Source organism: Chryseobacterium sp. KLBC 52 (assembly GCF_003347605.1).
Taxonomy (GTDB): Bacteria; Bacteroidota; Bacteroidia; order Flavobacteriales; family Weeksellaceae; genus Chryseobacterium.
Genome location: NZ_QDFZ01000026.1, coordinates 36,810 through 43,373, shown reverse-complemented (window position 1 = coordinate 43,373; position 6,564 = coordinate 36,810). Strand labels below are relative to the sequence as shown.

The window sequence follows — 6,564 nt, the reverse complement described above, 5'->3', positions numbered from 1 at the left end:
ATCCACGTACATTAAACGCACACAGAAGGATTACAGTTTAAGTTTAAAACTTCAAATCGTGAAAGAAGTTGAATGTGGAGCATCCACTATTACTAGTTGTCGTAAGAAATATGGTATTCAATCTCATGGTACTATTTTAAATTGGCTGAGAAAATATGGTAACTTTGATTGGGAAAACCAAAGACCTTATGCCATGGAAAAAACACCTGAACAACGTATTATGGAATTAGAAGCCCAGGTAAGGCTTCTTGAAAAGCAAAAGGCTTTTTTAGAAAAGCAGGCTTATATTGCAGATAAGAAGTCCATATTTTTTGATATGATGATTGATCTGGCTGAGAAAGAATATCACATTGATATTCGAAAAAACTCACCACCCGAACAATCGATTACTTCCGCAGTAAAGAAAAAGAAACTTTGATTTTTACTTGTGGATTGTTAGGGTTAAATAGACAAATCTATTATAGAAGTATCAAGCGTACGAAAGTTTGTAAAGATAAAGCTTCAGAGGTAGTAAAGCTGGTAGAGAATCTTCGTGTTAAGATGCCCCGGTTAGGAGGCAGGAAATTATATTTTATTTTACAGAGATCCTTAAGCTCCATTAAGGTAGGGAGAGATAAATTCTTTGCCATCTTAAAAGCTAATCATTTATTGATTGAACCTCGCAAAAGCTATCACATTACAACCAACTCTCATCATCGTTTTAGAAAGCATAAGAACCTGCTCCTTGACTATCAGATAACAAAGCCCAACCAGGTATGGGTTGCAGATATTACTTATATAGGGAACCGAAAAAATCCAAGCTATTTAAGTTTAATAACTGATGCGTATTCTAAGAAAATAATGGGACACTTTGTTGCAGACAATTTAAATACACAGAGTAGTATTATAGCTTTAAAAAGAGCTCTAAAGAAGTATAAAGGTATGAGAGAATCTTTAATCCATCATTCCGATCGTGGTTTACAATACTGCTCGAATGAGTATCAAAGACTTTTACAGAAACATCAATTAAAATGTAGTATGACACAAAACTCTGATCCTTATCAAAATGCAGTAGCAGAGAGAATAAATGGTATTTTAAAGCATGAGTTTGATATTGATAAACATGATATAAACAACAATTTAAGGAAAAAGATAGTAAATGAATCTATCGAAATCTACAATAATTTACGCCCACATTTTTCAAATCATTATCTAACTCCAAACCAAATGCATAAACAGTCACAAATTAAAATGAAAACCTATAAAAACAAAAACCAAAGCAATAGTAAAATTACTCTGGTTTAATTATTTATTTTTGTACTATAATCTGTATCAGATTTTCAGGACTAGTCAAACAATCTGAGCGCTTTCCTTGATGCTGTTCATCACAAAAATACTTTTAGTCTGCCCAATGCCTTCTATTTCCGATAGTTTGTTGACAAAAAACTCATGAAATTCATCCATATTAGGGGCTAGGATCTTCAGCATAAAATCAAAATCCCCACTGATATTGTAAAATTCTACCACTTCTTTCAGCTTTCCGACTTCCTCAATAAATTTCCCCGCAGTTTTTTTATTGTGAACATTTAAAGCGATCATACAGATCACCATCATCCCTTTATTGACCTTTTTGCGGTCTACCACAGCCGTATATTCTTTAATGATTCCCTGTTTTTCCATACGTTTGATACGCTCATGCGTAGGCGTAGGACTCAAATTGATCCTTGCCGAAATATCACGCACACTCATCTTCGCGTCTTTCTGAAGCAGACGGAGAATGGATAAGTCTTTTTCATCCGGAATATAATTTTCAGTTGCCATTTTGTTCTGTTTTTATACATTTTTTCTGATAGATCAGATGCTTTGTTCTTTTAAATGTTTTCAATATTCAATATTGTTCCAAATTTAAGGTTAAATTTTCAAATACGTTCTGTTAATTTTAATTTTGCAGGAAATTTGAAACATGGATACAAGGAAGAATGTAATATTAATTTTAGCATCGGTAGGGACATTTGTAGAGGCGTTGGATATTGCCATTATTAATTTAACCATTCCTTCCATTCAGCAGCAGTTTCAGATTGGGGCAGAGACGGTTCAGTGGCTGCAGACGCTTTATGTATTGTTCTTTGGAGGATTTCTGATTATTGGAGGAAAGCTTTCAGATCAGATCGGAAGAAAGAAAATGTTTCTCCTTGGAGCGCTGATTTTTATGCTGACTTCGTTAGGAGCAGGATTGTCTCAAAACTTTGAAGTGCTGGCTATATTCCGTGCTTTGCAGGGATTGGGAGCTGCGTTAGTGATGCCTTCTGCGTTGTCCATTGTGACCAATACCTTCAGAGGAGAACAGGAACGAAACCGTGCAATCGGAATTTTCAGTTCATTTGCAGCCATTGGTTCAGGAAGTGGTCTTTCAGTAGGAGGAATTATCAGTACTTACCTGAGCTGGCACTGGGTTTTCCTGATCAATGTTCCTATTCTTTTGATCACATTGGTGTTGTCGCACTATTATCTGCCGGCAGATGAGAAAAATGAAACCGCTCAGAAAACAGATATGGTTTCAGGAATATTAATGGTGCTTGGGCTTTTAAGTCTGACTTACGGAACACACGAATTGATTCATATTAAAGAACAGCCTTTCCTGATAACCGGTTCTTTGGTTTTGGCATTAGTACTGCTTGTTATGGTATACTACCGTTTAAAATCTGTTGCAGAACCTTTGGTAGATTTAAAACTATTTAAACACAGATCTTTAGTCGTTTCCAATGCAGTATTTTTTACCCTGGGAGCATTTTTTATCGGGTTTTTATTCCTGATTTCACTGATGCTTCAGAAAGATATGGGATATAGTGCTGCTTCTGCAGGGTTAATGCTTGTCCCGTTCAGTGTTTTGTCTGCCTTGACGGCTAAATTTATTCTGCCGCACATATCAAAACGTCTGAGTTCTTCTCAAATGGGTGTTTTAGGATGGTCATTTATGCTGGCCGGAGGATTATTGCTGCTGATTTCTGTTTATGCAGGACATCTGCTAACAATTGTTTTATTGGGAGCTGCATGCATCTCCGGAGTTGGAATGACGTTTTGTTTTACCGCACTTTCAGTGATGGGAATTCAGGATGTGGAACCAGCACATTACGGATTGGCATCAAGTTTGAGCTCTACGAGTTACTTTTTGGGAGCAGGGATTGGATTGTCATTCATGACGTTGATGAGTCAGATCTTTCCGTCAGAATTATCAGTGGGAAGCTTAAATCTGATTATTTTGATCAGCTACGCTTTATTAGCACTCGGAATGTTATTCTATTTTATATTGAAAAGCGTAAAAGTGAAGCAGGCAGAAGTAGCCGTTTCATAACAAGCGGCCTTAAAAATACACAAACTATATGAGGAAAGAATCGGTGCTTAGGTGCCGGTTCTTTTTTTTGATTTTTGCTATTCTGTTTCCCTTCATTACCTTTGCTGTTTACTATATATCATGAAAATACAGGTCATCAGCGATCTTCATCGAGAATTTGGAAGTACGGAATTATGTTTTGATCACGCAGATGTGGTGGTGCTGGCAGGCGATATCAATCTGGGAAACAAAGGGATTGAATGGATTAAAGAAACAATACCCAATAAACCTGTAATCTATGTTTTGGGTAATCATGAATACTATAAAGGTTCATATCCTAAAACACTTCATAAGATCAGAGAGGCAGCGCTGGACTCCAATGTCCACGTGCTGGAAAATTCATTTATAGACATTGATGGTATTCGTTTTCATGGGGCAACGCTGTGGACAGATTTTTCAATCTTTGGAAATCCTGTTCAGTACGGAATGCTTTGTCAGTCTAAAATGAACGATTATAAAATGATCAGAAGAGATCCTTCTTATTCAAAAATGAGGACTTTAGATACTTTTAAAATTCATCAGCTTTCAAAACAATGGTTAAACGAAAGTCTTGAAGACTCAAAAGGACTTAAAAATATAATCGTTACCCATCATGCACCCAGTATACAATCCGTTCCTGAACATTACAAAGAAGATCCTTTAACAGCGGCGTATGCTTCAGATCTGGAAGATTTAATCACAAAGCATCAACCGTTATACTGGATTCATGGGCATATTCATACGCCGTGCAGATATAAAATAGGAGAAACAGAAGTGATTTGTAATCCTCATGGCTATATTGATGAAAAATATAACGGATATGATAAGGAATTGCTGATTGTTGTTTAGCAAGCAATAAAAAGTAAAATTTGATGATGGGGCTTCTTGGCGCTTTTTCCTTTTTCCACTACCTTCGTGTTTAATTTTCTTTTCAATGCCTAAAAAATCCCAACCAAAACCTGATTTTGTTTCCCAGCTGGCCTTTGATGAAGTACTTCAGCAAGTGGAGTTTGATCTTAGAATCAAGGAATTTGTAGTGATGGAAATTGATAAGGCAAACTACATTATACAACCGAATATGCCTTATCGTTCCGATTATTTCTGCATTTTTATGGTGCAGAAAGGAGGTGTTACATTCAGGTTGGATGATAAGAGCTATAGCGTGACCAAAGGTGATATTATTTTTTGTCCCATGCTGGAAACGTTTTGGCTGGATGAAATTACAGAAGATTACAATGCTAAATATATTTTCTTTTCGCTGAGCTTTATATCCGATGCAGGCTTTAATTATAAATCAAATAATGTCCTTAAGAGCTTATCTTCCGATCCGGCCAATATCATCAGGAATGAACCGGACGTCTACAGGAAAGTGAATTTCCATCTCGATGAGCTGAAGGTTTTGAATGATAAAGAAAAAGAGAATTATTATTTCAAAGAAATGATATGGCATCACTTTTCACTGGTGGTTTACGAAATTGATAATTATTTCAAGAAAACGGAAAGACCTCATCCGGTTACCCACAGAGAAGATGAGTTGACGACCAGTTTCTTTAAACTTGTTCAGGATCATTTCAAAGAAGAGCACAACGTTCAGTTCTATGCCGATAAACTTTTTATCAGCCGTAAATACCTTACGAAGGTGATCAATAAAACGGTCTTTAAATCCCCGAGAGATATTATCCATCAGGTATTGGCTGTAGAAGCCAGACTTCTGCTGAAAAATCCCAACCTGAATGTCAGTGAGGTCGCATCAAAGCTGAGTTTTTCAGATCAGGCGTCTTTTAGTAAATTTTTTAAAAAACACGCGGGAAGGTCTCCATTGGAATATAAAAAAGATGATTTGTATTGATAATCACTAACTTGTATTTTTAAGACGTCTTTTTACCAAATTTCAACTATTATTTTGATTAATAATAGTAAATAGTGTTATTTATATTGTCTATGAATGATATTTCTCATGTTTTTCAAAATTAGGAGTCTTTTTGACAAAACAAGGAGTTTTTCGAATAATCCTATTGAATTTTTTTCGTTCGATTTTTGTGCGGAAAATTTAAAAGGACTATTGTTATGCAAAGATTTTTTATTCAAAAATCGACTCTACTTTTCCTCTCACTGATCGTATTGGCAGGGTGCAGGAAAAATAATCAAAACCAGGGCTATCAGCAGCAGGCGCCGGAATTACCTGTGGCCAAAGTAACACAGGGAGACGCTTCTGTTTCCAGAGAATATGCAGCATCTATCGAGGGAGTTTCCAATGTGGAAATAAGACCTCAGGTAACAGGATATTTAAGCAGAATTTTTGTAGATGAAGGTGACTTTGTGAGGGCAGGTCAGCCGTTGTTCAAAATTGAAGATCAGGTCTTCCGTGAACAGCTGAAAAGTGCTCAGGCATCTTTGATTACCGCTCAGGCGAATCTTTCCACTTCTAAAATTGATCTGGACAGAAAAAAAGAACTGTTCAGAAACAAAATGGTTTCGGAAATTCAGGTAAAAGAAGCGGAAGCAGCTTATAATGCAGCACGTGGAGCGGTAAGTCAGTCTACCTCAACCATTGAATCTGCAAAAATTAATCTTAATTTCTCTACCATTAAAGCTCCGGTAAGCGGATTTATCGGAAGGTTCAATTATCGTCTGGGAAGTTTGATGACTCCTAGTAATCAGGATCCGATTACTTTATTGTCAGACATTCATCAGGTGTATACCTACTTCAGTCTGAGCGAAAATGATTTTAATAATTTCCAGAAACAGTACACAGGAAGCAGTATTGATGAGGTGATCAAAAATACTCCGGCAGTTTCATTATTGCTTTCAGGAGGTGAAAAATATGCTGAGACCGGAAAGATTGATGCTGTGGAAGGTCAGTTTAATAAAACAACAGGATCAATCACTTTAAGAGCAAAATTCAACAATCCCAACAATCTTTTGAGAAGCGGAAACACCGGAAAAATTGTACTGGATCAGTTCTACAGCAATGTTGTTTTACTTCCGATTGCTTCTACCAGAACCATTCAGGATAAAGTTTTTGTATTTACCATTCAGGGTGGGAAAGCAGCTATGCTGCCTGTAGAAGTGAATGGAAAGGCCGGGGACAATTTCATTGTCGCCAAAGGACTTAAGGCTGGAGATGAATATATCACCAGCGGTTTTGACCGATTACAGCCGGGAACTCCTGTCGTGGCACAAAAGAAAAATGCTCAACAGAAAAAATCCTAAGA

Annotated in this window: 7 protein-coding genes; 6 read left to right on the top strand and 1 reads right to left on the bottom strand. The window is 36.7% G+C overall.

Translation table 11 applies throughout. The features are described from left to right. Together DDF69_RS22360 and DDF69_RS21090 are read left to right on the top strand one after the other, a co-directional pair. Window positions 1-418, top strand: a 418-nt coding sequence (locus tag DDF69_RS22360) for a transposase (RefSeq protein ID WP_410494286.1), incomplete at its 5' end; no start/stop codon positions are given. Further along, the gene (locus DDF69_RS21090) at window positions 415-1,284 is read left to right on the top strand and encodes an IS3 family transposase (RefSeq protein WP_228411904.1); all 870 of its coding nucleotides are present in this window, start codon (window positions 415-417) and stop codon (window positions 1,282-1,284) included. The genes DDF69_RS22360 and DDF69_RS21090, both read left to right, overlap by 4 nt. A 45-nt stretch (window positions 1,285-1,329) precedes the next feature. On the opposite strand, the gene DDF69_RS21085 is transcribed toward DDF69_RS21090, so the two are convergent. After that, window positions 1,330-1,800: an Lrp/AsnC family transcriptional regulator gene (locus tag DDF69_RS21085; protein WP_034696927.1), complete on the bottom strand. Its 471-nt coding sequence runs from the start codon at window positions 1,798-1,800 to the stop codon at window positions 1,330-1,332. 142 nt (window positions 1,801-1,942) lie between these two features. Between DDF69_RS21085 and DDF69_RS21080 the strand changes: the two genes are divergently transcribed. From DDF69_RS21080 to DDF69_RS21065, 4 genes are all read left to right on the top strand, one after another. Then, window positions 1,943-3,331 carry an MFS transporter gene (locus DDF69_RS21080; protein WP_114822519.1) on the top strand — a complete coding sequence of 463 codons (1,389 nt, stop codon included), beginning with the start codon at window positions 1,943-1,945 and terminating at the stop codon, window positions 3,329-3,331. Between the two features lie 120 nt (window positions 3,332-3,451). Next, window positions 3,452-4,198: a metallophosphoesterase gene (locus DDF69_RS21075; RefSeq protein ID WP_114822518.1), complete on the top strand. Its 747-nt coding sequence runs from the start codon at window positions 3,452-3,454 to the stop codon at window positions 4,196-4,198. 85 nt (window positions 4,199-4,283) lie between these two features. Next, a complete protein-coding gene (locus DDF69_RS21070) occupies window positions 4,284-5,198 on the top strand; it encodes a helix-turn-helix domain-containing protein (RefSeq protein ID WP_114822517.1) in 915 nt (304 codons plus the stop codon). A 218-nt stretch (window positions 5,199-5,416) separates the two neighbouring features. Beyond that, entirely contained in the window at window positions 5,417-6,562 is a 1,146-nt protein-coding gene (locus DDF69_RS21065; RefSeq protein ID WP_114822516.1) for an efflux RND transporter periplasmic adaptor subunit, read from the top strand. Window positions 6,563-6,564: the final 2 nt, after the last annotated feature.